This is a genomic window from Thermomonas carbonis (assembly GCF_014396975.1).
GTDB lineage: Bacteria > Pseudomonadota > Gammaproteobacteria > Xanthomonadales > Xanthomonadaceae > Thermomonas > Thermomonas carbonis.
Map to the genome: position 1 here is coordinate 3,150,883 of NZ_CP060719.1, position 25,922 is coordinate 3,176,804.

Annotated in this window: 18 protein-coding genes; 8 read left to right on the forward strand and 10 right to left on the reverse strand. The window is 66.2% G+C overall.

Annotated elements, in window-relative coordinates; all coding sequences use genetic code 11:
* Positions 1-84 precede the first annotated feature (84 nt).
* Positions 85-465 carry an Arc family DNA-binding protein gene (locus H9L16_RS14655; protein WP_187552382.1) on the forward strand — a complete coding sequence of 127 codons (381 nt, stop codon included), beginning with the start codon at positions 85-87 and terminating at the stop codon, positions 463-465.
* Here the strand turns inward: H9L16_RS14655 and H9L16_RS14660 are convergent.
* Entirely contained in the window at positions 454-1,650 is a 1,197-nt protein-coding gene (locus tag H9L16_RS14660; protein WP_187552383.1) for a site-specific integrase, read from the reverse strand. The genes H9L16_RS14655 and H9L16_RS14660 overlap by 12 nt on opposite strands.
* A 304-nt stretch (positions 1,651-1,954) precedes the next feature.
* On the opposite strand from H9L16_RS14660, the gene H9L16_RS14665 reads away from it, so the two are divergent.
* Positions 1,955-3,577, forward strand: a complete 1,623-nt coding sequence (locus H9L16_RS14665; RefSeq protein ID WP_229796479.1) for an ATP-binding response regulator — start codon at positions 1,955-1,957, stop codon at positions 3,575-3,577.
* Positions 3,574-5,166 (forward strand): methyltransferase regulatory domain-containing protein, encoded by a 1,593-nt coding sequence (locus tag H9L16_RS14670; RefSeq protein WP_187552385.1) that lies wholly within the window; start codon positions 3,574-3,576, stop codon positions 5,164-5,166. Before H9L16_RS14665 ends, H9L16_RS14670 begins: the two co-directional genes overlap by 4 nt.
* A 16-nt stretch (positions 5,167-5,182) precedes the next feature.
* On the opposite strand, the gene tssE is transcribed toward H9L16_RS14670, so the two are convergent.
* The 9 genes from tssE to H9L16_RS14715 all read right to left on the reverse strand — a co-directional run bounded on the left by tssE (position 5,183) and on the right by H9L16_RS14715 (position 17,283).
* On the reverse strand, positions 5,183-5,611 hold the full coding sequence (gene tssE / locus H9L16_RS14675; protein WP_187552386.1) for a type VI secretion system baseplate subunit TssE: 429 nt from the start codon (positions 5,609-5,611) through the stop codon (positions 5,183-5,185).
* Between the two features lie 98 nt (positions 5,612-5,709).
* Positions 5,710-6,201, reverse strand: a complete 492-nt coding sequence (locus tag H9L16_RS14680) for an Hcp family type VI secretion system effector (protein WP_187552387.1) — start codon at positions 6,199-6,201, stop codon at positions 5,710-5,712.
* 37 nt (positions 6,202-6,238) lie between these two features.
* Positions 6,239-7,723 (reverse strand): type VI secretion system contractile sheath large subunit, encoded by a 1,485-nt coding sequence (gene tssC / locus H9L16_RS14685; RefSeq protein ID WP_187552388.1) that lies wholly within the window; start codon positions 7,721-7,723, stop codon positions 6,239-6,241.
* 67 nt (positions 7,724-7,790) lie between these two features.
* On the reverse strand, positions 7,791-8,303 hold the full coding sequence (gene tssB / locus H9L16_RS14690; RefSeq protein WP_187552389.1) for a type VI secretion system contractile sheath small subunit: 513 nt from the start codon (positions 8,301-8,303) through the stop codon (positions 7,791-7,793).
* 193 nt (positions 8,304-8,496) lie between these two features.
* Positions 8,497-9,582, reverse strand: a complete 1,086-nt coding sequence (gene tssA / locus H9L16_RS14695) for a type VI secretion system protein TssA (protein WP_187552390.1) — start codon at positions 9,580-9,582, stop codon at positions 8,497-8,499.
* A 21-nt stretch (positions 9,583-9,603) separates the two neighbouring features.
* A complete protein-coding gene (locus H9L16_RS14700; protein ID WP_187552391.1) occupies positions 9,604-13,200 on the reverse strand; it encodes a type VI secretion protein IcmF/TssM N-terminal domain-containing protein in 3,597 nt (1,198 codons plus the stop codon).
* Positions 13,197-14,528 (reverse strand): DotU family type IV/VI secretion system protein, encoded by a 1,332-nt coding sequence (locus H9L16_RS14705; protein WP_187552392.1) that lies wholly within the window; start codon positions 14,526-14,528, stop codon positions 13,197-13,199. Before H9L16_RS14705 ends, H9L16_RS14700 begins: the two co-directional genes overlap by 4 nt.
* 16 nt (positions 14,529-14,544) lie before the next feature.
* A complete protein-coding gene (tssK, locus tag H9L16_RS14710) occupies positions 14,545-15,939 on the reverse strand; it encodes a type VI secretion system baseplate subunit TssK (RefSeq protein WP_187552393.1) in 1,395 nt (464 codons plus the stop codon).
* A gap of 93 nt (positions 15,940-16,032) precedes the next feature.
* Positions 16,033-17,283 carry a TraB/GumN family protein gene (locus H9L16_RS14715; RefSeq protein WP_187552394.1) on the reverse strand — a complete coding sequence of 417 codons (1,251 nt, stop codon included), beginning with the start codon at positions 17,281-17,283 and terminating at the stop codon, positions 16,033-16,035.
* 225 nt (positions 17,284-17,508) lie between these two features.
* On the opposite strand from H9L16_RS14715, the gene H9L16_RS14720 reads away from it, so the two are divergent.
* From H9L16_RS14720 to tssH, 5 genes are all read left to right on the forward strand, one after another.
* On the forward strand, positions 17,509-18,177 hold the full coding sequence (locus H9L16_RS14720) for a response regulator (RefSeq protein ID WP_187552395.1): 669 nt from the start codon (positions 17,509-17,511) through the stop codon (positions 18,175-18,177).
* Between the two features lie 120 nt (positions 18,178-18,297).
* Positions 18,298-20,175, forward strand: a complete 1,878-nt coding sequence (locus H9L16_RS16035) for an MltA domain-containing protein (protein WP_223158153.1) — start codon at positions 18,298-18,300, stop codon at positions 20,173-20,175.
* A 123-nt stretch (positions 20,176-20,298) separates the two neighbouring features.
* Positions 20,299-22,134 (forward strand): type VI secretion system baseplate subunit TssF, encoded by a 1,836-nt coding sequence (gene tssF, locus H9L16_RS14730; protein ID WP_187552396.1) that lies wholly within the window; start codon positions 20,299-20,301, stop codon positions 22,132-22,134.
* 59 nt (positions 22,135-22,193) lie between these two features.
* Positions 22,194-23,228, forward strand: coding sequence for a type VI secretion system baseplate subunit TssG (gene tssG, locus H9L16_RS14735; protein ID WP_187552397.1), 1,035 nt, complete (start codon positions 22,194-22,196; stop codon positions 23,226-23,228).
* A complete protein-coding gene (tssH, locus tag H9L16_RS14740) occupies positions 23,219-25,879 on the forward strand; it encodes a type VI secretion system ATPase TssH (RefSeq protein WP_187552398.1) in 2,661 nt (886 codons plus the stop codon). Before tssG ends, tssH begins: the two co-directional genes overlap by 10 nt.
* The last annotated feature ends 43 nt before the right edge of the window (positions 25,880-25,922 follow it).

A 25,922-nucleotide genomic window follows, 5' to 3' on the forward strand; every position in this document is an offset into this window, starting at 1 on the left:
TGGAATGTAGCACCCGTGCTACAGGGACGTTGTAGCACCCGTGCTACGTGGCGTCAAGCACCGGTGCTATGCGAGACTGAGTGCATGGCCCGCGACGACACCCAAGTAAACGTTCGACTCCCCGCCGAGCTTGTGGATCGGCTTCGCCATGCAGCAACCCAGAGCGGGAAGTCGCTCACCTCTGAGATTGTCGACCGGCTAATCGAGTCCTTTCCCATAACCATTCAGGACATCGCTCTGGACACAATTAGGAAGGAGGCGGAATTACTATCCGCTCACTCATTCCGCCTGAAGTTTGATCCGAGAGCGAATGCTCCGGTTGGCTCAAAGGAACGCGATTCATACCGAGAGGAAGTCGGTGAAGTGACTGCGCGATTGCGACAGCTAGAGCGGGAAATCTCTGAGAGAAACCGCAAGTTCCGCGAAGAGATAGCTGCGCGAAAAGCGAAAACTTCAACCGACTAGCAACTCCACCGCCGCCGCCTTGTGCTCGGGCGCGAGATGCGCGTACTTCAGCGTCATCGCGATGTCGCTGTGGCCCAGCAGTTCGCGGACGGTGTTGAGGTCGACCCCGGCCATGACCAGCTTCGACGCGAACGTGTGCCGCAAGTCGTGAAACCTGAAGTCCTCCAGCTTGGCCGCCGTCATCAGGCCCGCCCACGACTTTTTCAGGCTGGCGACGCCGAATAGCTCGCCCTTGCCCTTGTGCTGTTTCTGCCACGTCTTCAGCACGGCCAGCGCCTCGCTGTTCAATGGCACATGCCGCGCCTTGCCGGACTTGGCATAGCCGGCCCGGACTGTCAGCCGCTTTCCCGGCAGGTCGATATCGGCCCAAGTGAGCTGGGTTAGCTCGCCACGGCGCAACCCGGTATTGATCGCCAGCAGCACCAGCGGCGCAACGTGGTCGGTATAGCCCTGAAACGCCCCTAGCGGCTCTCTAGCGCGTTCCTTTCGCCACGCATCACCGCTAGCCCTCGCGGCTATGCGGCGATTCTCGCGCGCCTCTAGGGCCTTCCTGAGCCTCTTTTCCTCAGCGGGTGTCAGGAAGCGAACGCGGGACTCAACCTCGCGCTTGATCCGCTTCGCCTTCGCCAGCGGGTTAGCCGGCAGGATCGCCCAATCGACCGCCTGCCCGAATGCCGCCTTGATCCTGTCCAGGTCGCGATTGACGGTCGCCGGCATCGTGCCGCCGTTGAGCCTCGCAGCCTTCACCGCGTCCCAATCGGCCAACGTGATCTTGCCCAGCTTCCGGTTCCACCAGTCGCCGAACGTGGACTTGATCGCCGCCACGGTCGCCTTGCCTTGCTTGTGCGTGGCTTCGACGTGGGGGCCGTAGTGGTTCGCCATGTAGTCGCCGAACGTGCCCGCCAGCCGCTTGCCGCCGGCTACGGGTGCGCCATGCTCGGCAATCTCACCCAGTAGCCGCATTGCAGCCTGCCGCGCACCCTCCAACGTCATCACGGGGTAGTCGCCGATATTGCGAGCTTGGCCCTTCCCGCCCCATACCACCGCCCACGACTTGCGCCCGCTGGGACGGATCCTCAGGATTAGGCCGCCCGGCTTGTTGTCGCGGAGCGTGTAGACGGTGGCCCGTGGCTTCGCGTTCTCGACATCGCGCTTCGTGAGCGTTTCCCGCGCGTTCTGCGGCATCGCCTGCCCCGTTCTTTACCTGTTCCGTTAAAAGTACCACCTCGTTAAACACAGCGGGACTCAATGGGACGATAAATCAACGGCTTAGGCTGTACCTCGTTGTTCTGAAAGGGTGCCCATTCTCGTTCGGGACGTAGAGGTCGCAGGTTCGAATCCTGTCTCCCCGACCAACAGAAACAAGGACTTACGAGAAAACCGCCGAGAGGCGGTTTTTTCGTGGGCGCTGCAGGCAGCCATGCGGCCTTCGATGTCCATCCCCGGCGCGGTTCTGCGTTTGCACAGGCATCCCCTGCCGGATGGATGCATGTCGGAATCCCCCGAAGCACGATCGCTGTCCTCGACGCCGCATGACCGCTCGGCGTTGCTGCGGCTGTGGGCGATGCGCGTCGTCATTCCGCTATCGCTGGCGGTACTCGTGGCGTTCGGCCTGCTGGCATACGCGGCCAAGCTCGCCTTGCCCGGTGACGGCCCGACGCTGATGTCCATCCTGTGGCGCATCGCGGTGCTGTTGCTGCTCGCCTTGGCGGTCGTGGCCGCGATCGGCTGGAGCATCGCCGCGCGCGCCTCGCGACCGGTGATGACCCTGACCGACGCCATCGAGAGCCTGGGCCGAGGCGAACAGGTCCGCCTGCAGGTCGATGACGACGCCCTGCTCGGCCGCCTGCAGCGTGGCGTCAACGATGCCTCGCAGGCGCTGGCCGATGCGCGCAACCGCATGCAGAGCGAACTCGGCCGCACCGCGATCGAACTGGCAGACAAGAACACCCGGCTGGAGGCCGCCAGCCAGTCGCGTGCGCGCTTCCTCGCTGCCGCCAGCCACGACCTGCGCCAGCCGCTGTATGCGCTCACCCTGTTCTCGTCCGCGCTGCGCGCCGGCGAGACTGATCCGGACAAGCTGACCCGGGTGATGCATATCGAGGAATGCGTGTCCTCGCTCGACCAGTTGTTTTCCGAACTGCTGGACCTGTCGCGGCTCGAGGCCGGGGTCATGCATGCGGCGATCGGCGACGTGCGCCTGGATGACGTGTTCGACGAAGTCAGCCGCAATTTCCGCATCCTCGCCGAGTCGCGCGGCCTGCGCCTGATCGTGCGCAAGACCGACGCCTGGGTGCGCACCGACCGCACCATGCTGGCGCGCATCCTCAACAACCTGGTCAGCAACGCGCTGCGCTACACCGACGAGGGCGGCGTGCTGGTCGGCGTGCGCCACCAGGACGACGGCCGCCTGCGCATCGATGTCTGGGACACCGGCACCGGCATCGCACCCGAGCACCAGTCGCAGGTATTCGACGAGTTCTACCAGGTCAGCGCCTGTGGCGACGATGGTGGCGAGCGCAAGCGCGGCCTGGGACTCGGGCTTGCGACCGTGCGCAGGTTGGCCGAACTGGTGGGCTGCGAGGTGCGCCTGGCGTCCAAGCTGCGGCGCGGAACGCTGGTCTCGGTCGTGCTGGACCAGAGCCAGACCGGTGCCGGCGCGGGTGAGGAACCGATGGACATGCCGCTCGACATCAGCGGCCTGCGGGTGCTGGTGGTGGACGACGAAGCCAGCATCCTCGAAGGCCTGCGCGCCTTGCTGCAGGAATGGGGCTGCGAGATCCGCATCGCCGACAGCGAAGCCAACGCGGTCGACGCCGTGGTCGGCTGGCCGCTGCCGCCCGACCTGGTGATCAGCGACCTGCGCCTGCGTGAGGGCCGCAGCGGTCTGGACGTGCTGCGCGCACTGGCCCGCCACTACGATGCCGATCCGCAGCGCCCGCCCTTCGCGCGCCTGCTGGTGACCGGCGAAACCCGCCCGGACCGGATCGGCGAGATCGCCGCCAACCGCATCCCTGTGCTGTTCAAGCCGGTGTCCCCACCGCGCCTGCGCGAGGCGATGCTGGCCACGGTGCTGGCATCGCGAGTCATGCCCATGGAGTCGGAAGAATGAGCGACGGCTTTGCCTACGATGTCCTCGAATATCCCTCGCACGTACATCCGCAGGCGCATCCATCACGGCTGGCGGCGATCGCGCGGCTGCACGGGATCAGTGCCGCCTCGCCGCGGGCCTGCCACCTCCTGGAAGTCGGCTGCGGCGACGGCCTGCAACTGCTGACGCTGGCGATGGCGTATCCGCACAGCCGATTCGTCGGCGTGGATCTGTCGCAGGCGGCGATCACGCGTGGCGAAGCAACGCGACGCAGACTTGGCCTGGAGAACCTGACGCTGGTCGCGGCCGACTTGATGACCTGGGATCCGGGCCCGGATCCATACGACTACATCGTGGCCCACGGGTTCTTCTCGTGGGTGCCGGATGTCGTTCGCGATCGCCTGCTGGCGTTGTGCCGGCAGGCGCTGTCGCCTGCCGGCATCGCTTATGTCAGCTACAACGCGCTGCCCGGTTGCCACCTGCGCCGGCTGATGTGGGACATGCTGCGACATCACACGTGCGACATCGACGACCCGCGCGAACGGATCACCGCGGCGCGCGACCTGCTGGCCAGCCTGGAGAGCGACGTCGCCGGTTCACAGGTCTATGGCGATGCGGTCCGCAGCGAAGCCCGGGACTTGCTGCGGCGCACCGAGACCTCGGTGCTGTTCCATGACGACCTGGCCTACACCAATCAGCCGTTTTCGATCACCGACTTCGCCAGCCGCGCCAGCCACCAGCAACTCCGCTATCTCGGCGAAGCCGATTACCACGAAATCAGCGATGCAGGTCTGACCGAGGATGCCCGTGAACGCCTGGCGCAACGCGCTGGCGGCGATCGCCTGCAACGCGAGCAATACCTGGATTACCTGAAAGGACGTCGGTTCCGGCAAACCCTGCTCTGCCACGCCGATGCGCCGATGCTGGACACCGCGGATCCATCGATGGCGCGCGGGCTGTTCGCGGTCGGGCACCTGCGCACCGATGACGCCGATGGCAATGCGATCGATCTCGCCGAAGGCGTGGCCGCACGCTTCCACAGCGGCGATGGCGCGATGCTCGCCACCGACCACCCCGTCATCAAGGCCGCACTGGCGATGGTCGGTAATGCGTTCCCGGCGGCGCTCGCCTTCGAGCAGGTGTTGGCAGGCGCACGCGATGCCAGCCTCAGCCAGGCCGGCGTCCAGGAAGATGCTGCGGTGCTTGCGGATGCATGGACGGCCGCGTTCGGGCTGGGTCTGCTGACATTGCATTGCGACCCGCCCACGTTCGCCACCGAAGCAGGCCCCAAGCCGAAGGCCAACGCGCTTGCGCGGATGCAGGTGGATGCCGGTTCCGATCTGGTCACCAGCCTGCGCCCATCGATGATCCGCATCGACAGCCGGCTCGCACTGGAATTGATCCGCTTGCTGGACGGCCGGCGCGACCGCGAACAACTGCTGCATGACCTGGCCGAACGCATGGCTGCATTGCCGGCCGATGACGCCGACGGCAATGGCGAAGACAAGCCACATCCGCACGACCCGGCGTGGTGGCGCCAGGCACTGGCCGGGCAACTGGAGGCAGGGCTGTTGCAAACCGCACGCATGGGCCTGCTGGAAACCGGTTGATGCGTGCGTACCGCGCTCAGCGGACCATGTAAGTCTGGGTGTTCAACTGCAGCACGGCGTCGAACTGCACTTTCTCGTTCTCCGGCCCCAGTTCCATCAGCGCGTCCACGCGGAAGCGCAAGGCGCGGTCGAGATCGCGCTGCGGTTCCAGGGTCACGCGAATGCGCGTGAGCCGGCCTTCATGCAGGGAAATCGACTGTTCCAGCGAGCGCCGGATGCGGTCGCGGTCATGCGGGCTGAGCAGGCTGTAGGAGGAAAAATCCAGGATCCCGTAGGTCAGCGAGGACCCCCTGCACTCCTTGAAGCTGTCGCTGATCAGGCGCGCGCCCTCGGAGCGCGTGTTCAGCAGGTTTTCCAGATCACGCGACACGCTGTTGCGCATATCGGTGACGGAGACCCGCCGCCCGCCGTCTTCCGGCAATGCCACGTCGACCAAGCGATCCATCAATCCACGCATGCAACAGGCCCCGCTTCAGCCGCGATCCCGCAACGAAAATGGCCCGCCGCGTATTGCGCGGCGGGCCTGTCTCACGAACGGAGGGATCAGGTCGCCTTGTTCAGCGCGCGATCGTACTGGGCCATCACCGCGCCTTCCAGGCTGCCATCAGCCTTCTGCGGCTTGTACTCGTACTTGATCTTGGTGTAATTCAGGGCGAACTGGTCGACCGGGATGGATGAACTGCCCGCGTTGCCGCCAGTCTGGAACGAACTCACCATCACGTCTTCCATGGTGATGATCAGGTAATCGACCTGGCCCGCCTTGCCGCCGGCCTTGCGCGCGGTCAGCACCGCCTTCTTGATGTGGTCGCCGCTGGCCGCCGACTTCACCAGCAGGGCGCTGGACTTGTCGGTCTGCTTGGTGAAATGCAGATCCTGGAAGTTGGCCTTGCCGGTGCCGCCGCCGCCGCCGCGGCCCATGTTGCCGTCGTTCGACACGCCCCAGCTGAACGAGTCGATCTCGATCTTGTCCTTATGCTTTTCGTCGAGCGATTCGCCCTTGATGCCGTCGAGCTCGAGCAGGTAATCGGATGCCATGGTGGTATCTCCTCAGAGGTTGGAAAGGGAATGCGGTTTAGCGGGCGGACTTCGGCAACTCGGCGACGAGGCGCAACGAGACGCTGAGTTCGTCCAACTGGTAGTGCGGGCGCAGGAAGGCAACCGACTTGAACGCGCCCGGCTTGCCGGGAACCTCGGTCACCTCGATGCGCGCCTCGCGCAGCGGGTACTGGGCCTTCGCTTCCTGCGAGGCGTTGTCGTCCAGCAGCACGTACTGCGAGATCCAGTTGTTCAGGAACAACTCGACACTGGACTTGCTGGCGAAGCTGCCGATCTTGTCGCGCATCATCGACTTCAGGTAATGCGCGATGCGGCTGACTGCGAAGATGTACTGCAGCTGCGAGGACAGGCGCGCGTTGGCGTTGGCCGCGTCGGTGTTGTACTCCTTGGCCTTCTGCGTCGACTGGGTCGAGAAAAACGCCGCGTAGTCGGTGCCCTTGCAGTGGACCAGCGGGATCAGGCCGAGGTCGGCGAGTTCCTTCTCGCGACGATCGGTGATCGCCAGCTCGGTCGGGCACTTGAGCGCGACTTCGCCGTCGTCTGTGGCGAAGGTATGGGTCGGCAGGCCCTCGACCAAACCACCGCCCTCGACGCCGCGGATCGCCGCGCACCAGCCGTACTTGGCGAACGCGTCGGTGACCTTGGTGCCCAGTGCGTAGGCGGCATTCATCCACAGGTACTTGTTGTGGTCGGTGCCGTCGGTGCGCTCGACGAAGTTGAACGCCTCGACCGGATCGGTGTCCGGGCCGTACGGCAGGCGCCCCAGCACGTGCGGCATGGCCAGGCCGACGTAGCGCGAGTCCTCTGACGCACGGAAACTCTTCCACTTCGCGTATTCGACGGTGTCGAAGATCTTGGCCAGGTCGCGTGGGCCGGACAGCTCGGTGAAATCATCGAAGCCGAGCAGCTCCGGTGACGCGGCACTGAGGAACGGTGCGTGCGCCGCGGCACAGACGTGCGAGATTTCCTCGACCAGGTACATGTCTTCCGGATGGCGGCCGAACTCGAAGTCGCCGATCAGGGTCGCGAACGGCGCACCGCCGAAGGTGCCGTACTCTTCTTCGTAGAGCTTCTTGAACAGGGTGCTCTGGTCGAAGTCGGACGCGCTCTTGAAATCCTTGACCAGTTCCTTCTTGGTCGTGTTGAAGACCTTGATCTTCAGGTTGGTGCTGGTCTCGGAGTTGTCGACCAGGTATTTCAGGCCGCGCCAGCTGCCTTCCAGCTGCTGGAACTCCGGCGCATGCATGACCGAGGACAGCTGCTCGGAGAGCACGCGGTCGATCTCGGCGATGCGCGCATCCAGCGCGCCGATGGCGTCCTTGGACACCACCATCGCACCGTCGCTGACCTGCGAGATGAGTTCGGCGATGAGGTCGCGGGCGCGGGTGCGCTCGGTGTCGGAACGGGCGATCTTGCTCTGGGTGAGGATCTGGTCGAGCAGGCCGCCATCGGCTGCTTCTGCTGCTGCGGCGCCCGCCGCCTGGGTTTCGGTATTGGCCATGAGGTCTCTGCTCGTGTGGTCTGGGCGTATTGGAACGACGACAGCAACTGTGCTGCCGACGGGGCGCTTATTCCTCGGACTTGCCGCCGACTTCGCGGGATAGCTGGGCGATCTTGTCGGTGTTCTGCAGGACGTCGTTCAACAAGTCCTCGAACTTGTCGTTGCCGGCCGCCTTGTTGCGCAGATCAGCGAGCTTCTGCCGCGCCTCGAGCAGCTTGCGCAGCGGCTCGATCTGGTTGGCCACGCGCTCCGGCGAGAAATCCTCCAAGCTGCGGAAGGTCAGTTCCACGCCGAGCTTGGAGCCGTCATCGGCCAGCTTGTTGTCGACCTGCATCTGCACGCGCGGCTTCATGCCCTTGAGTACGTCGTCGTAGTTGTCCTTGTCGACGTTGACGAACTTGCGGTCCTTCAGCTTGGCCAGCGGCTCGGCCGGCTGGCCGGTGAAGTTGCCGACCACGCCCGCCACGAACGGCAGTTCCTTCTTCTCGATCGCATCGCCCACTTCGACGTCGTAGGTGAGCTGCACGCGCGGCGCGCGAACCCGATCGAGCTTGTGTTGGGTGCTTTCCTTCTTGGCCATGACGTTCCCCGTGCGCGGTGTGGTGGTGCGGCTGTTGTGGCCGGGACGTTCGCGATTGACTCGGACGTGTCCCGGATTGTGCAAAGAAGTCTAGAAAGCGGGTCGCGAGCGAAACATCCGTCGGACGGCCAGAATTGGGCATATGCCGTTCGACGTGGCCGCAGCCCGGGTGGGAATGCGTGCAGTGCCCATGTCAGTACGACGGCGGCAGGCCGACCCGCTCGCGGATCGAGGACAGGGTGCCTTCATCGCGGATCAATTCGGCCAGGAACTGCTCCAGCGGCATGTTGGCCCAAAGGACCGCGCGCTCCAGCAGATAGGCGACCGGGCTGTGCGGCTCGGTACGGCGGAAGAATCCGGCGATTTCACCCAGCGCGCGCAGCGCGGCTTCCTTCGAGGCCAGGCTGCCACCACCCAAGTCCAGCGCGACACCCCCACCCGTTGCGGCCACGGTCGCGCCACCGCCAGCGCTAGCCTGCACGGCACTGCCGTCGTCGGCGACCACCGCGGCACCGCCGATGCCCTTGGCGGTCGCGACCTTCGAATAGACCTGCTGGATCTTCTTGAGACCGTCGTCGATCGGTGCCAGGTTGGGGGCGTCGCGGCCGAGTTTGGCGTCCGAGGTCGTGCTGAAACGGGTGAACGCATCACGCGCTGCCTGCACCTGGACCAGCCGCTCCATCAACATGGCTTCCGGCGTGGCCAGCATCCGCGCGTCGTAGGCTTCACCGTTGATGCGACCTTCGTCCAGCGCCGCCTGATAGGCCTCGGCATTTTGCCGGCCGAGGTTGTCGACTTCGCGGGAATCGATCCAGCCAGCCAGGGTCAGCGGTGCCTGCGGATCGTCGTTCAGCCGCAAGGCCTGCAGTGCGCGTGCGCCATACGTTGCGAACCAGGCGAGCTTCCCAGCGCGCTCTTCCAGGTCGCCGTCATCGGCGCGTGGATACAGGCCCTCCCAGTAGGTCTCCAGCAAACCGGCCAGCAGCGCGAAGCTGTCCCGCGCGCCTTCCAACCCGTCGCGGGAGATCGCCGCCTCGGCCAGCCACACCGCCGCCTGCAAGTCCTTGCTGGTGCGCAACAGGATGTCTTCGGACAGGCTCTGCGCCTCGCGCCAGTCGGCGACCTTGAGTTCAGTCTGCCATTCGCCCTGCGCAAGGTTGGGATCGTCCGCGCGGCGCGCTTCGCGGATGCGGTCGAACTGGTCGGAGAAGCTGGCATCGCTGCCCGCCGGGTCGCTGCCCGGGATCGGGGCGAGGAGTTCGTTGACGTCGATCGGCATGACAGGCTCCGGATGGCGGGGTTATTCGAGGATCACGCTCGGGACTTCGGCACGCGCGGTGCTGGCGCCGAGGTATTGCTTCATCTGATCCGACAGTTCGACCTGCAGGAACACGCGGGCGCTGCGGAACTTCGCCTCGGCCAGGCGCTGGCGCACTTCGGACCATTGCGCAGGGCTGTAGCTTTCGCGGAAATCCTCCACCGCGAAGGCACGCGAGCCGCCGGCGAACTCCTCGATCAGCTTGGCGAAGCCTTCCGGCCCGCTGTAGATGCGGGTGAGGCTGATCGGCTCACCGGCCGGCGCGGCATCGACCATCTGGCTGGTGGCGGGATCGAACTCCTGCACGGCCTCGGCGTCTTCCGCAGGCGGTGCGGCGATGCTGAGGCGGACGCGCGCCTGCAGGCAGCTGCCCGCAGACCAGAACACCTGGGCGGTGGCATCGGCCAGCGATTCACCGGCGGAACTGGCGCGATACACGCGCTCGCGGCATTCGACCTCGAACACCGTGCCGCCATCACCCTCGTCCAGCGAGCCCAGCTGGCTCGGCTGGGTCAGGGTGAAACTGCCCGCGAGGAACGGCGGGCCGTTGTCGAGCACCGGCAGGAATTTGCGCTGCGCCGCGACCATGTTCTGGTAGCCGGGCGTCAGCGGCATCGCCACCCCGCCCACCTTCACCGGCAGCCGCTCCTTCTCGGTGATGAACGGCTTGAGCCAATCGTTGACGAACGCACCCAACTTGCCCTGCTCGCCATACAGCGCCTCGATCTGCTGTTCCTGCGGCAACGCCGTCAGCGGCTTGACCACGCTGTCGCGCCAGCGTTCCTGCACGTATTCGCCGGCGCGGTGCACGGTCAGGAACAGCACCAGGCGGGCCGGCCCCTGCACCACCGACCATGCGCCGAGGTCGTTGCCCTTGAACGAGGTGGCGAACTTCTCACCTGGCTTGTCGACGGCGTCGAGCATCGCCGTGTATTCCGAAGCCGGCGGCTTGTCCGCCTTGCCCTTGCTGGCGAACAGATCGGAGGCCAGCTGGTAGACATCTTCGCCAGAGCCTTCGGCCTGCAGGCGCAGGTAGGCGCGGGCGTACTCGGATTGCGCAGGCGCGAGCACCCGGGTTTCGGTGTCGTGCATCGCCAGCAGCCACACCGGCGGGGTGACCTTCTCGCCACCGAATTTGAAGGAGTCCGCCACGAAGCGGCCGAATGGCCGCCACGACGACATCCAGTCGCTCTTCATCCGCGCCCACGTAGCCGCCCAGCGCGACGAGAACGGCCAGTCGAGCGGCAGTTCATGCAGGTTGCGCTGGGCGGACTGAAAAAAAAGCGCGTACGGATTCTGGTGGCCGGCCGCGCGCGCCTGCAGGTCGCCGTAACGACCTCGCCACAGGCCGATGCCGTCCTGGAAACGCGACTGGAACCTGGCCCAGTTGGCGAAGTAGTCGCGGAAGTAGCTGGTGCGCAGGTCGTCGACGCGCGCCTGCTGTGCCGGTGCCTGCGCCTTCAGGGTGACCAGCAGTGGCTCGACGATGCCTTCCCAGGCATCGCGGGTGTAGGCGCGCGAGATTCCGATCGTTTCCCCGCCCTCGGTGCCCACCACTGCGCCCTCGGGCAACCAGAACGTGGCCAGGTCCAGTGCCTGGCCGCGCGAGTCCGCCCACTTCTGCAGGTCGGCAGCTCGCGGGGTGTAGTTGGCCAGCAGTTTGGTCAGCAGGCCTTCGAGGCGTTCGCGCTCTGCGTCAAGGACGTTTTTTTTTTGCCAGCGCAGGTAGCCCAGGTAGGTGGCGAACAGGGCGTCGGCGTTGTCGCGGTCCCGCCTCGTGTCGTGGTCGGGACTGACGAACGGCGCGAACAGCCGCGAGCGCGCGTCGAAGCTGACGTTGTTCGGCAACTCGCGCTTGCGGCAGTCGTCGTTGCCGTCGCGACAGTCGTCGAGCAGCCGCAGGCGCTGGGTGATCGCCAGCGCATGCTCGATGCCGGCGCGACGCTGTTCGATATCGGTCGCCAGCATCTGGTCTTCGGGCGCGAGGATCAGGTTGTTGAAGTCGTCGATCACGCGCTGCCGAAGCGTCTCGATATCGGCGTCGGCACGGCGGATGCCGAAGCTCAGCAGGCTCTCGCTGGCCGCGGCATCCAGCGCCTCCACCGTGCGTCCGCAACCGGCGACCCAGGTGATGCGGCCGTTGGAGGTGCGGTCCGCCACTTCGGCGCAGGCGCTGCGGGTCTGCGCCAGCAGGGTGGTGTCGTCACGACGCGCAGACGACAAGCCGTACGCGATCGACGCCGACAGGCCCAGCATCGCCAGCACGCCGACGCCGGCAATCGCCATCCGCCCGGCATTGCCCTTGAAGCTGGCGCCGGCCAGCGACTGGTCGCTGGGCAGGAAGCGGGTGAACAGGTCGGCGACGAAGGCACCGCCACGGTTGTTCGCATCGGCACCACCGGCGAAATACAGGCCACGCCAGCGCGGCGTGCGCTGGAACGGATTGTCTTCCAGCATCAGGCCGACGAACAGGTTGAGCCCCTGCCCGGCCTGGCGCAGCGCCTCGATGAACTCGAACACCGCGCGCCTGGCCTGCGGCGTGTGCTGCGCGCGCAACGCGGTCATGCGCAAGGCGTGCAGGCGCTCCTCGATGGGTTTCATGACGTCGGCGATGCGCCCGCTGCTGGCCGCACTCACCACTTCGTCCTCGGCGAAACGATGGCCCAGTGCTTGCGCAAAGGCTTCCGCCGGCAAGGTGGCGCGCATCTGCGCGTAGCCCGGCAGGCGGTCCAGCCCGCTGACCACGAAATACACCGGCATCTGCACCTGCAGGTGCTCCATCGCCTCGTCCACCAACCGACGCAGGCGGGTCGCAGTCTCCTTGAGCTTGTCGGCCGGGCCGATCAGGGTCTGCGCCGCCACCGTCACCACGATGCCGTTCAACGGCAGCTTCTCGCGCTCGCTGGCGAGCTGCATCAGCGCCTGGTACCACAGGCCGCGATCCAGCCGCGCGCCGGCATCGGCGACCACCCTCGGATGCATCTCGATGGCGATCATCGATTTGTGGAACCACCAGCGCCAGACATCGTCCGCGTCCATCGCCGGCTTGTCCGATGCCGGGAACGGCGAGACCTCGCTGCCGGCGCGCAGCACGCCGAGCACGTCCGCCGCCTGATCGCCGACGAACAGCATCCACGGGATCCGGTACAGCGGGTTGCGGCCCTTCTCGATCTCCGGCGACCGCGCAATGGTCCGCTTGGCTTCGGCGATCGCCGCGGTCATGCGCTCCACCGGTGCTTTCTCGTCGTCGGCGTTGCCGGGGCCGAGGTCGCCGATGCGCTTGCGCGTGCGCCCCTTCAACGAGGCCTTGCGCTGGCCGGCGGTGAACCACCACAGCACCACCAACGCGACCAGGCAGATCGCCAGCACCTGCCAGAAGCGCATCGGCACCATCGGGATCAGCGCCAGGCCCAGGAACACCAGGCCGATGACCACCACCAGCAGGACCAGGGTGACCACGATCCGCCGCAGCCATGGCTTCTTGGCGGTGTCGGAGCCTCTCTCGTACAGATAGCCGATCCGGTAGAACACCGAACTGACGGTCGAGAACAGACGTTCCACGAGGTCCAGCGGATTCATCGTGCGGGCTCCGTCTGCATGAACAGGTAGGTGGCGACGAGTTTGGTGTTGCCCCGGTTGGCATCGACCATCTGCCGCAGCTTGGGCAGGTAGTCCTCGGCCTTGTCGAAGGTCGGCAGCGCGCCCTCGTACAGCGGCGTGGGCGAGCTGATCACGGTGATCAGCTCCTGGCCGAACGGCGCGCCCACTTCCCAGCCTTCCGGCGTGTTGCCGATCACCAGGGTTTCGCCGGCCTTCACCAGGCGTCCGCTCTCCGGCTCGTTCGGGTGCGGGAAGATGTGCGCCATGTTGCCGTCGACGAAGTAGTAGTCCACGTACAGGTAGCCGTCGTAGTTCGGCTGGGTGACCTTGATGGTGACCTTCTCGCCTTCGATGAAGCGATCCGAATGGCCGGTGCTGGGCGTGACCGTCAGGCCGTAGCCGGAGTCGCTGTTGCGGGCCTGGAACGGCTCCAGGATCTTCACCACTTCGCAATGCGGCCAGATCCGCAGCTGCACCTGCACGTCGGTGGACTTCACGCCCTCCAGCGCACTGATGCGCTGCTTGACGCCGGTGATGTCGTCCGCACGCGAGACGTAGCCGCCGATCTTCACCGTGCCCTTGTCCTCGTCCACCGTGGCATTGAGGTCGGAGCACGGGAAACCGGCCAGCGCCTGCTGCACCGGCGCCTCGATGGTCGGCTTGGGCTGGGCGATGAGGATGTAGATCAGGTAACCGACCGGGATCAGCAACGCGATCAGCGCGCCGATGCGCAGCAGGGTGCGGTCCCACTGGCGGGGATACCTGGGACCGGAAGGGTCCGCAACGCCATACGGCTGCGGGGTGATCTTCTCTTCGCGCAGGGTGTGGATCGGCGCCGGCGCGACCGGCAACTGGCGACCGTGCAGTTCCTTGAGCTTGCCCAGCTCGCCGGTGTCGCCGTTCTCGTAGTAGTACTGGCCGACGAAGCCGCACAGGATCGCGTGGTAATAGACCTCGCGTACTTCATCCTGGTCCTGCTTGAGCGCGGACAGGTGGTGGAAGAACTCGTTGCCGGCGTTGTTGGTATTGAACATCGCCACCTGCAGCGGCGGCGTGCCGCTGACCAGCCACGTCGGGTTGCGGGCCATGATCTCGTCGATCCACGCCACCACCGCGAATGCCGCGCCATCGACCTGTTCCGGCCGCTTGCCGTCCGCCAAGGACGCTGCCTTGGCGCGATCGATCAACTCGCGCGCGCGCGCAATGACCGCGGGTGCCGGTTCGCTGGCCTGGCTGGCGCTGACCTTCTCGTCCAGCGCCAGGCCGTACGAGAACAACGGGGTGAAGTGGTGCAGGAGTCGGGCCATGCGTTCAGTCCTGCCGTCAGTCTTGGGTCGCGACCGGGAACAGCTTGATTACGGTCGAATCGGCGGGGAGGTCGGAGAACACCGCGATGTTGCGGCCGTTCTTGATCATCTGCCAGAAGGGATGGGTGGTGTCGACCAGGAAGTACGTGGTGTTCGGGCTCTTCTGCGGCAACTCTTCCGGCGGCACCGGCAACAGGTCGATCTTCAGGCCGAACAGCGCCGCCGACAGCAGCCGCGGCATCTCGTCCATAGAGGCGATCTTGCCGGTGCGCGACAGCCGCGCGAAGAGTTCAGCGCCCTTCTGCTCCGACTCGAAGGCCAGGTAGAAGCGGGTCTTGTCGTTCTCGAACAGGTTGGCCGGCAGGTCGGCGCGATAGAAGCGGCCATCGTGAGCGAGCGTGATGCCGACCTCGGCACCGACCGTCAGTGCCTTGATCAGCACCTCGGCACGATCGAAGCCGATCCGGAAACAGCGCCGCAGGTCTTCGTGGTCGTAGTCCGGCAGTTCGGTTTCGCGCGGCTTGTTGGCAAGCTCGCCGAAGTAACCGATGTCCTCGGAGAACACCGAGAATTCCGCGACCAGTTGCCGCAGGTCCTGGTACATCGCATACGCGGATACGCTGCTGAGCCGCGCATGTTCCTGGAACAGCGGGATGTGGCGGCCGAAGGTCTGCATCATCACCACGCGCATCACTTCCTGCGCGCTGGTCGATGCCGCGCGGATGCCGCGCTGGCGCTTGACCGAGGCGAAGTCCTGCCCGCGCGAGACCAGCAGGTCGCGCAGTGCACGCGTCCAGCGCAACAGGTTGTGCGAGGCGGCGATCGCGGTGGTCGGTGGGATGTAGTCGTGCGACAACTTGAACTTTCCCGGCCCGGCCGGCAGCAGCTCGGCGAACTTGTAGCTGTCCGAAGACCGCACGATGGCCTCGGCGTTCTCGTCCAGCCCGGTCACGATGTTGGGCTGGTACAGCAGGAAATCGACATCGGCCTCGGGAGCCTGCGGATCGAACGGATCGGCGAGGGTATCGGTGGCCAGCGCATACCGCGCCAGCAGGCGCTCGGATTCGCGCTGCGACAGCCCCTGGATCGCACGCTCGCGGTTGAACACCAGCCACACCGGGATCGGATCGTTGCCGGCCATGCGCAGCTCGGCGATGTTGCGCTGAGGCACGCGGGTGTTGCCGCCGGCGGTCTCCACCGAACCGCCGACCAGGCGTTCGCCGGTGCGGGTGACCAGCGAGAAATGCTCGACATCGACCACGCCGCTGCCCAACGCATCCTCGCGCACGCGCAGCGCTTCATAGCCCCACGGGAACGGCGTCAGTCGCAGGTGCAGCGCATGCCGGCACGCCTGATCCCACGCATCCTGTGCCTGCAGGTGTTGCGGACTGAGGAAGGCCCCCTGCCCCAATGCACCTGCCGATCACCGTTCATGCCGAATGCCATTCCGCTTGCTCCTGTTTGCCTTGCCCGACACCACTTTCGCGATAACGCGAAAACCCGCTCACCACGGCAGCGCCTCCACTGTGTACCCGTCGCGGCGCAATGCCGCCAGCAGGCCATCGTTGCCGACCAGGTGCACCGCACCCACCGCGACCAGGCTCGGCCCGTCCTGGAACAACGTTTCCAATGGCCCGATCCAGCGCGCGTTGCGTTCTTCCAGCAGGCAATAGCGCGAGCGCTGCTCGATCGCCTTGGCCTGTTCGCCCAGTCCTTCCATGCGGTCGATGCTGGCCAGCCAGGCGTCCAGATTGCGGCTGCGATAGAAGGCCATCGCTTCCGCCGATTCGATGCGCAGGATCCATGACGTGCGCAACCGCTCGGCCAGCACCATCGAATGCTCCTGCGCGGGCACGCAATCGAGCGCCTGCAGCTGTTGCTCCAATGTCTCCAGGTGCGCCAGTCGCTTGCCCGCGCCGCTGGCCATGCGTTGCAGGCGCGCATCCATGGTCGCTTCACCACCGCTCTCGCCGCGCGCCTCCAGCAGCGCCAGCACCGACCACGGTTTCATCCGCTGCAGATCCTGCGGGCGTACCTGCGGCAGCAGGGCATTCGCCAGGGTGATCGCCTCCTTGCCGATCATCGCTTCCAGCGGCGTCTCCACCGGCAACCAGCGATAGCCGTCGTACTCGGACTTCCAGGCTTCATCGAGATTGGCTTCATTGACGAAGGTTTCGGTCTCGCCCAGCAGTTGTTCGAGCTTGGCGTAGTCGATGCCCTGTTCTTCCGGCGTGCCGAAATGGATCGTGCCCAGCAGGTAGCTGGGGCGCGGCGGTGGCACGCTCGTTGCGGGAGTGGCCGATGATGCGGACTGGCCGGGGCCGGGCGTGGTCGACTGCCCGGCTTCCGCCGGCAACAGCGCAACCGCGGGCGGGGTGATCCGGAAAATCACACCACGCTGGGGTGGGGACGCTGCGGTGGCTGCGCTGTCCGCAGCGGCGGCATCGACATCGACGGGCTTTGCAGGAACCGCATCGGCGGCCATCACCGGTGGTGCCTGCGGCTGTCCCGGCAACGAGGGATCGAGCGGCGCGTTCGCGACGGGACGCACTTGTTCGAGTTGCGCGGATGCGGCTTCGCGCGCGGCATTGGCGGACACGCCGCGGGTCGCGGCCGCCGGCGCATCCGGCTGCGGTAGTGCACTCGCGCCGGATTGCCCATGCGCCAGCGCCGGCATCAGCAATGTCGCCAGCAGCCAACGCGCCGGCGCATGGGCAGGCAGGAACGCATCGCGCTGGCGGGCCATCCCGGTCATCGGCATTCGTATTCGCTGCACCGACGTGGCGCACACTGCCGAGCATTCTTCGGCGTGCGCGCCACCGTCAACCATATGCCGTAGGAGCTATGCCGTTGGAACGGCGCGCATGGCTTGCTGGCAGCTTGCGCGTGCGACTAAGGTAAACGCCATCGAGCGCGCGTGCGTTCGCCTGTGTCGTGCGCGACACCGCGCAACGAGGACGGAACGCATGAAGGTACCGCAGTGAAAGTGCTCATAGCGGACGACCACCGCCTGATCATCGAGGGGGTGAAGCTCAAGCTGGCCGAGCTTGATCCCGCCGTGGAGACGGTGGTGGCGATGAACCTGGACGAGCTTGACCGGATGACGGCAACTCACGCCGATTCGCTCGATCTCGCGCTGGTCGATATCACCATGCCCGGCACCCAGGGACACCAGCACGTCAGTCGCCTGCGCGCGCAGGCGCCGGCGCTGCCGGTGATCGTGCTGTCAGGTTCCGAAGACGTGGACCTGATGCGCTCGCTGATGGAAATCGGCGTGCTCGGCTTCATTCCCAAGGCGTATTCACCCGAAGTCATGCTGTCGGCGATTCGTTTGGTACTGGCGGGCGGCATCTACATCCCGCCACTGCTGCTGGCCAACGCGCAAGCGCAAGGCTGGCAACCCGCCGAGACCGCTGCGCCGCCGCCTGACCCGACGCAAGCAATCGATGGCCTGCGCAGGCTGCTGACCGAACGCCAGATCGACGTCATGCGCCTGCTGTCGCAAGGCAAGCCGAACAAGCTGATCGCGCGCGACCTGGGCATCAGCGAGGGCACGGTGAAGATCCACCTGGCCGCGATCTTCCGCGCGCTCAATGTGCGCAACCGGGTCGAGGCCGTGGTCGCCTCGCGCAAGCTGCAAGGCCTGTAGCCGCATCAGCGTCGCCCCACCGCGGGCCATAGTGCGTACGCCGTATTGTTCGGCCCGGGGGCCGGGCGCAGCCTGCCTGCATCGAGTACGGCCCTTTTTCGTGGCCGTCGAGGCCATGCCATGAAGCGCACCGAACACACTTCCCGCCTGCAACGCATGCGCGCACCGCTGCTCGCGCTGGGCATCGCCCTGTCGAGCTTCGCCGCTGCGCAGAGCGCCCCCGAGGCACCGGTGAATCCCGACCTGGGGCCCGCTTTCGCGACCAAGACCGCGGCCTACGTGCCGGTCTTGTTCGACGAGATCCCGGGCTGGAATGACGAGAGCTTCGACGAGACCTACGCCAGCTTCAGCACGAACTGCAAGGCGATGAAACGGCGCAGCGCGTGGGCACCGCTGTGTGCCCGGCTGGCCAAGTTGTCGCGCAACGACCAGGCCCTGCGCCAGTTCATGCACGACGAGTTCTACGCCTACCAGATGCTGACCTCAACGCGCAGCGCCACCGGCAAGCTGACCGGCTATTTCGAGCCGCTGATTTCCGGCTCGCTGCAGCAGCAGGGCGCCTACAAGTTCCCGATTTACGGCATCCCGAACGACATGTACATGGTCGACTCGCGCACCGTGGCCGGTCAGTCCAGCCGCTGGCTGAAGATCGCTGACGGCCGCATGGTCGGTGCCGAGGCCGGCGCAGCGGGCGCACGCCAGTACAAGATCGATCTGGTCGGCACCTCGCCGAACAACCGCGACAAGCGCTACCGCGTGCGCGTGGTCGGCAACACCATCAAGCCTTACCCGAACCGCCAGGCGATCGATGCCAACGGCATCGATGCGCCGGTGCTGGCCTGGGTGGCGGATCCGTTCAAGCTGTATTCGATGCAGATCCAGGGCTCGGGCAAGATCCAGCTCAAGGATGGCGGCCTGATCCGTTTGGCTTACGCCGAGCAGAACGGGCATCCGTTCATGCCCAACGCCACCCGCGGCGACTCCGACGCGATCCTGCTGGCGATCAAGGCCCGCGCACTGCAGCAGCCGCTGGTCGCGGAGGCCGAAAGCGAGATCCAGGTTCCCGGCGCGACCCGCGGCGGAAAGAAGAAGACGTCCGGCGACGCAGTGGATGACGAAGTCGCGCGCATCGTTGCCGCATTGCAGGGTGGCGGCACGGCCAGTGCCAGCAGTGGTTCACGCCCGGTCGCCAAGGCGAAAGCCAAGCCGAAGCCGCGTCCCAAGTCCAAGCGCCCGACCGAGCAGGAGTTCGACAGCAGTGTCGCGATCGAAGTCCAGTCGTCCGAGGTGGAGGCGATGATCCAGGCGCTGCTGACGGTACCGGTCGCAGACGAAAGCTACATGGCACCGGAGGAAGAAGTAACCGTGGCCACCGCTGCCGATGCCAGGCCCGCATCGACCGGCAAGGCGTCGGCGAAGACGGCCTCGGCCAATGGACCGAAGATGGACATGTCCGAGTTCGAGGGCAAGGGCGGCGGCAAGGCCGCGGGCCAGGCGGTGGGCAGCGGCGTCGCGGTACCGCGCACCGGCATCCCCGACCCCAGCTACGTGTTCTTCCGCCGCATCGGCGACGGTCCGGAAGGCCCGATCGGCGCGCTCGGTGTGCCGCTCAGCGCGGGCCGTTCGATGGCGGTGGATCCGCGTGCAACGCCGCTGGGCGCGCCAGTGTTCATCGACGGCATGCAGCCGGGCAACAAGGGCCCGATGCGCCGGCTGGTGTTCGCCCAGGACACCGGTGGCGCGATCCGCGGCAGCGTGCGCGGCGACTTCTTCTGGGGCTTCGGCGACAAGGCAGGCAAGATGGCGCTGGCGACCAATCAGCCGGTGCGGATGTGGCTGCTGCTGCCGAAGTCGGTGGCTGGCAGCGCGGCCGCTAGCGGCATCAAGACCCGCAGTGCCGGTGGCACGGAGATACTGCGCGACTGCGCGGTGCCGGACGACGAATTCTGCGCCGAGGACGACGGCACCATCTTGGACGAATTGCTGCCCGCGCAGTAGCCGCACCGCGCGACCCGGAGGGCATAGGCCTTCCGGCGAATGGCCGCCTTGCCGATGGCTATCTAGCCTGTGGCGTCACCGGTCGCGCATGTCGCGCCTCCCGGTTCATGCCGCGGGATCGCCATGCTCGACGAGCTGCTGCCGTATTACGAGAACGAACTCACCTACCTGCGGCGGTTGTCGAAGGAGTTCGCCTCCAAGTATCCGAAGATCGCCTCGCGGCTGCAGATGGAGGGCGAGGTCTGCGAAGACCCGCACGTCGAGCGGCTGATCGAGTCGTTCTCGTTCCTCACCGCGCGCATCCACAAGAAGCTCGACGACGAGTTCCCGCAGATCACCGAGGCGATGCTGTCGGTGCTGTATCCGCACTTCCTGCGGCCGGTGCCGTCGATGTCGGTCGCCCAGCTGCAGCTGGCGCCCGGTGCCGAGATCAGCACGATGCAGGAACTACCCCGGCACAGCCAGTTGCTGACGCGCCCGGTGCAGGGCCTGCCGATCCGCTACCGCACCGGCTATCCGGTCGAGGTCTGGCCGATCCGCATCGCCGATGCACGCCTGGAAGCGGCGGAACGCTCGGCCTTCGCGGTGACCCGCACCGATACCGTCGCCACCTTGCGCCTGCGCATCGAACCCACCGCGCAACTGCCGTTGTCGAAGCTGCCGATCCAGCGCCTGCGCCTGTACCTGGACGGCGAGAGCCCGTTGGTCCACGCGCTGCACGAACTGCTGCTCAACGCCACCGCCAGCATCACCCTGCGCGCGCCGGACGATGCCCCGCAGGTGCCGCCACTGCGCCTGCCGGCATCGGCACTGAAGCCGGTCGGCTTCGAGGAAGAAGACGCCCTGCTCGACTACGACCCGCGGTCGTTCCTGGGCTACCGATTGATCCAGGAATACTTCGTGCTGCCGGAGAAATTCCTGTTCATCGACCTGACCGGCCTGGACCTGTCGCGTTTCGACGGCGCGATGGAGATCGCCATCGAACTCGGTGCCTTCGGTCGCCCGGAGCGCCTGCAGCGACTGGAGCAGACCATCACCGCGGACACCTTTCGCTTGTTCTGCACGCCCATCGTCAACCTGTTCAAGCAGCAGGGCGAACCGATCCGGCTGTCGCAGGAGCGCCACGAATACCAGGTGGTGCCGGATGTGCGTCGCCCGCTGGGGCTGGAGGTCTATTCGGTGGATTGGGTGCGCAAGTTCAGCCGCACGCCCACCGGCAACGACTCGGTGGAGTTCTATCCGGCCTACTCCGTGCAGCACGGCCTGCACGACGACGGCAACGGCCACTACTGGTACCAGCAGCGGCGGCCTTCGTTGCTGCCGAACGATGACGGCTCCGATGTGATGCTGAGCCTGGTCGATCGCGACATGAACCCGCGCACGCCGGCGGTGGAAACCCTGTCGGTCAGCCTGACCTGCACCAATCGCGATCTGCCTTCCGCGCTGCCGTTCGGCGGCGACGAGAGCCTGCTGCAACTGGAACAGGGCGGCGTGATCGCCAGCGCGCGGCTGCTGAAGAAACCCAGTGCGACCTGGCGCGCACCGATGCGCCAGGCCAACCAGTGGCGACTGATCTCGCACCTGTCGCTCAACCACCTGTCGATCGTCGATGGCGGCCGCGAGGCCTTGCTGGAAATCCTCAGCCTCTACAACTTCGGGGACTCCGGCACCCTGCGCAAGCAGATCGCCGGCATCACCAGCGTCGGCGGCAAGCCCTCCACGACGCGCGTCGGCCAGGCACCACGCCAGGCCTTCGTGCGCGGCACCGAGATCGAACTGGAATTCGACGAGAACCAGTACGTCGGTTCCGGCGTCTACCTGATGGCCTGCGTGCTCGACCGTTTCTTCGGCCTCTACTGCACCGCCAATTCCTACACCAGGCTCAGCGTGCGCACCCAACAGCGCGAGGACTGGCTGGTCCGCTTTGCGCCGCGCAGCGGGAGTTTGCCGCTGGTATGAGCACCGAGAGCGCAGGCCGATCACCGACACATCGCGATCACGTGGCCAGCATCGATCCGATGCAGCCCGCGCTCGAGCGACTGCACGCCGAGCCGGGCCGTTTCGGTTTCTTCCAGGCGGTGCGGCTGCTGTATTCGGCGAACGGATTCGACGGCCGCGGCACCGGTTCGCGTCCCGGCCCGCTGCGCTTCACCACCCCGGCATCGCTCGCCTTTCCGCCATCCGAATTGCATTCGATCGAAGTCAGCGAAAGCAACACGCGCATGTGCGTGAACTTCATGGGCCTGACTGGTCCATCCGGTGTGTTGCCGCGCACGTACACGGAATTGCTGATCGCACGGAAGACCCATCGCGACCGCAGCGCGCAGGAATTCCTCGACGTTTTCAACCACCGGCTGGTCTCGCTGTTCTGGTTGGCATGGGCCAAGCACCGGCCTGAAATCGGCCGCCAGTTCGGCTTCCAGAATTCGGTGCTGCGCTACCTGGAATACGTGGTCGGGCTGGGCACCCCGGCATTGCAGGCACGGCTGCATCCGAACCGGCGCGTGGCCACCAAGACGCGCGAGTTGCCCGGCGCGGCGCTGGTGTATTTCTCCGGCCTGGTCGCACAGCGCCCGCATGGCGAACGCGCGATCGCGCAGGTGGTGTCGGCAGTGGTCGGCGCACCGGTGGAGGCCGCGGGCTGCCTGGGCACCTGGCAGACGATCTCCGATGACGCACGCACCCGACTGGGTCGCGATGCGCATCGGCTTGGCCACGGCTGCGTGCTCGGCACGCGCTACTGGGACCGGCAGACCACGCTGCGGTTGACCATCGGCCCGCTCGACCGCACGCGCTTCAACACCTTGCTACCGCGCGGCCCGCGGCTGGCCGATGTCATCGAACTCACCCGCTTCCTCACTGGCCTGGCCATCGACCTCCGCGTGCGCCTGTCGCTGCGTGCGGACCAGGTGCCGCCGCTGCGACTGGGCGCGCGCGACCACGACCGCCCGCAACTGGGCTGGAACACCTGGCTGGGTGGTCGTCGCGACCCCGAGCCGGCAAACGACTGCGAATTCCACTTTTCCGCAATGGGAGGCCAATCATGGCGCTGAACCTTCGGTCGCTGATCGCGCGACTCAACACCACCTGCCGCGGCGCGATGGAAGGCGCCGCCGGTCTCTGCATGTCGCGCGGCCATTACGAGGTCGAGGTCGAACACCTGCTGGCCAAGTTGCTGGAAGTCGAGAACAGCGACATCCATCGCATCCTGCGGCAATTCGAGATCGCACCGGAAGCCCTGGAGCGCGAACTCGGCAAGGCCCTGGACGGATTCAAGACCGGCAACCAGCGCACGCCGGCCCTGTCCGCGATGATCCCGAAACTGTTCGAATCCGGCTGGGGCTGGGCCTCGATCGAATTCGGCGAGGCGAAGGTCCGCAGTGGTCACCTGCTGGTCGCATTGCTGGCCGACAACGAATTGCGCCGCCTGGTCAGCGTGAGTGCGCGCTCGCTGGAAAAGATCAACCTCGAAACCCTGACCAAGAATTTCCATGCACTCACCGAATCTTCCAGCGAAGCCCGCGATGCGCGTGCGCTGGGCGACGCCGGCGGCGCGATCAGTGGCGATGCCGGCACGCCCGGCAGTGCGCCAGCCGGCGGCAAGCCCAGCCGCACGCCGAACCTGGACCAGTACTGCATCAACCTGACCCAGCGCGCACGCGAGGGCAAGCTCGACCCGGTGCTGGGCCGCGACTCCGAAATCCGCCTGATGATCGACGTGCTCACGCGTCGCCGGCAGAACAACCCGATCCTCACCGGCGAAGCCGGCGTCGGCAAGACCGCGGTGGTCGAAGGCCTGGCACTGCGCATCGCCCAGGACGACGTGCCGCCGATCCTGCACGGGGTTGAATTGATGTCGCTGGACCTTGGCCTGTTGCAGGCCGGCGCATCGGTGAAGGGCGAATTCGAGAACCGATTGAAGGGCGTGATCGAAGAGGTCAAGTCCAGCCCGAAGCCGATCATCATGTTCATCGACGAGGCGCATACGCTGATTGGCGCCGGCGGCGCGGCCGGCCAGAACGACGCGGCCAACTTGCTGAAGCCCGCGTTGGCGCGCGGGGAAATGCGCACCATCGCTGCGACCACGTGGAGCGAATACAAGAAGTACTTCGAGAAGGATCCCGCCCTCACCCGCCGCTTCCAGGTGGTCAAGGTCGACGAACCGGACGACGAGAAGGCGATCTCGATGCTGCGCGGCGTGGGCCAGGCGATGGCTGCCCACCACAAAGTACGCATCCTCGATGAAGCCGTCACCGAGGCGGTCAAGCTGAGCTCGCGCTTCATCCCCGGCCGCCAGTTGCCCGACAAGGCCGTGAGCGTGCTCGACACCGCCTGCGCGAAGATCGCGATCGGCCAGAACGCAACACCCGCGCGCATCGAGGACGCCAAGCGGCGACTCGACGTGCTGGGTACCGAACGCGCGCAACTCGACAAGGAAACCGCCGGCGGCGCGGAACACGGCAAGCGCCTGGGCGAGATTGCCGAGGAAACCGCCAGGGTCACCGAGTCGCTGGCCGCGGACGAAGCCCGCTTCGCCCAGGAAAAGGAACTGGTCGGCAAGATCCATGCAGAACTCGACAAGGTCGAGGCCCTGCCCGCCGATGATCCGGCGCGCGCCGATGTGGTGGCCACGCTGAATGCGGTGCGTGCCGAACTCAAGGCACTGCAGGGCTTCGAGCCGATGATCCTGCCGGTGGTGGATTCGAGCGCGGTCGCGCAGATCATCGCCGGCTGGACCGGCATCCCGGTGGGCCGCATGGTCGCCGACGAGATCCAGACCGTGCTCAAGCTCAAGGACACCCTGGAGGAACGCGTGATCGGCCAGAGCCACGCGCTCGATGCCATCGCCCAGCGCGTGCGGACCTCGCGGGCGAACCTGGAAGATCCGGACAAGCCGAAGGGCGTGTTCCTGCTGGTCGGCACCTCCGGCGTGGGCAAGACCGAGACCGCGATCGCACTGGCCGACGCGCTGTACGGCGGCGAACGCAGCATGATCACCATCGCGATGTCCGAGTACCAGGAGGCGCACACGGTCTCCAGCCTCAAGGGTTCGCCCCCGGGTTATGTCGGCTATGGCGAGGGCGGCGTGCTGACCGAGGCGGTGCGTCGCCGGCCGTATTCTGTCGTCCTGCTGGACGAGATCGAGAAGGCCCACCCGGATGTGCTGGAGCTGTTCTTCCAGGTGTTCGACAAGGGCCGCATGGAGGATGGCGAAGGCCGCGAGATCGACTTCCGCAACACCCTGATCATCCTCACCTCCAACGCCGGCACCGACCTGGTGATGCAGGCCTGCAACGAGTCCGAGGAATTGCCCACGGTGGCCTACCTCAACGACCTGCTCAAGCCCGAGCTCAACCGCACCTTCAAGCCGGCGTTCCTGGGTCGCACCGCGGTGATCCCGTATTACCCGCTGCGCGACGAGAACATGCGCAAGATCGTGCGCCTCAAGCTCAACAAGATCGGCAAGCGGATCAAGGCCAACCATGGTGCGGCGTTCGAATACGACGAGGCCGTGGTCGATGCCATCGCCCAGCGCTGCACCGAGGTCGATTCCGGCGCCCGCAACATCGACAACATCCTCACCGGGACGGTGCTTCCGGAAGTCTCCGGCCACGTGCTGGAACGGATGGCGGCCGGCGGCGGCATCAGCGCCATCCGCATCGGCGCGGGCGAGGACGGCAACTTCACCTACGCGGTGGACTGAGCCGCCTCCGCACCACCTGCCTGCGCCGCCATGGACGGCAGCG

Excerpts from the sequence above, each read along its gene's own strand:
- H9L16_RS14660 (WP_187552383.1), bottom strand. The coding sequence starts at position 1,650 with ATGCCGCAGAACGCGCGGGAAACGCTCACGAAGCGCGATGTCGAGAAC.
- tssA (WP_187552390.1), bottom strand. The coding sequence starts at position 9,582 with ATGCCGATCGACGTCAACGAACTCCTCGCCCCGATCCCGGGCAGCGAC.
- tssE (WP_187552386.1), bottom strand. The coding sequence starts at position 5,611 with ATGGATCGCTTGGTCGACGTGGCATTGCCGGAAGACGGCGGGCGGCGG.
- tssB (WP_187552389.1), bottom strand. The coding sequence starts at position 8,303 with ATGGCCAAGAAGGAAAGCACCCAACACAAGCTCGATCGGGTTCGCGCG.
- H9L16_RS14700 (WP_187552391.1), bottom strand. The coding sequence starts at position 13,200 with ATGAATCCGCTGGACCTCGTGGAACGTCTGTTCTCGACCGTCAGTTCG.
- tssC (WP_187552388.1), bottom strand. The coding sequence starts at position 7,723 with ATGGCCAATACCGAAACCCAGGCGGCGGGCGCCGCAGCAGCAGAAGCA.
- tssG (WP_187552397.1), top strand. The coding sequence starts at position 22,194 with ATGCAGCCCGCGCTCGAGCGACTGCACGCCGAGCCGGGCCGTTTCGGT.
- H9L16_RS14715 (WP_187552394.1), bottom strand. The coding sequence starts at position 17,283 with ATGACCGGGATGGCCCGCCAGCGCGATGCGTTCCTGCCTGCCCATGCG.
- H9L16_RS14705 (WP_187552392.1), bottom strand. The coding sequence starts at position 14,528 with ATGGCCCGACTCCTGCACCACTTCACCCCGTTGTTCTCGTACGGCCTG.
- tssH (WP_187552398.1), top strand. The coding sequence starts at position 23,219 with ATGGCGCTGAACCTTCGGTCGCTGATCGCGCGACTCAACACCACCTGC.
- H9L16_RS14670 (WP_187552385.1), top strand. The coding sequence starts at position 3,574 with ATGAGCGACGGCTTTGCCTACGATGTCCTCGAATATCCCTCGCACGTA.
- tssF (WP_187552396.1), top strand. The coding sequence starts at position 20,299 with ATGCTCGACGAGCTGCTGCCGTATTACGAGAACGAACTCACCTACCTG.
- H9L16_RS14665 (WP_229796479.1), top strand. The coding sequence starts at position 1,955 with ATGTCGGAATCCCCCGAAGCACGATCGCTGTCCTCGACGCCGCATGAC.
- H9L16_RS14655 (WP_187552382.1), top strand. The coding sequence starts at position 85 with ATGGCCCGCGACGACACCCAAGTAAACGTTCGACTCCCCGCCGAGCTT.
- H9L16_RS16035 (WP_223158153.1), top strand. The coding sequence starts at position 18,298 with ATGAAGCGCACCGAACACACTTCCCGCCTGCAACGCATGCGCGCACCG.
- H9L16_RS14680 (WP_187552387.1), bottom strand. The coding sequence starts at position 6,201 with ATGGCATCCGATTACCTGCTCGAGCTCGACGGCATCAAGGGCGAATCG.